This window comes from Streptomyces viridochromogenes (assembly GCF_001270495.1).
Classification (GTDB): domain Bacteria; phylum Actinomycetota; class Actinomycetes; order Streptomycetales; family Streptomycetaceae; genus Streptomyces; species Streptomyces viridochromogenes_A.
Genome location: NZ_LGUR01000138.1, coordinates 1 through 328, shown reverse-complemented (window position 1 = coordinate 328; position 328 = coordinate 1). Strand labels below are relative to the sequence as shown.

1 rRNA gene is annotated in these 328 nt (G+C 56.4%); it reads left to right on the top strand.

Going from position 1 to position 328, the window contains the following annotated elements:
* A 23S ribosomal RNA gene (locus ADK36_RS15345) occupies nucleotides 1–328 on the top strand; the annotation flags it as partial.

Sequence of the window (328 nt, the reverse complement as noted above, 5' to 3'; positions counted from 1 at the left end):
AACAACCGTGATTCCGGGAGTAGTGGCGAGCGAAACTGGATGAGGCTAAACCGTATACGTGTGAGACCCGGCAGGGGTTGCGTATGCGGGGTTGTGGGATCTCTCTTCTGTTGTCTGCCGGCAACAGGACGAGTCAGAAACCGTTGATGTAGGCGAAGGACATGCGAAAGGTCCGGCGTAGAGGGTAAGACCCCCGTAGTCGAAACATCAGCGGCTCGTTTGAGAGACACCCAAGTAGCACGGGGCCCGAGAAATCCCGTGTGAATCTGGCGGGACCACCCGCTAAGCCTAAATATTCCCTGGTGACCGATAGCGGATAGTACCGTGA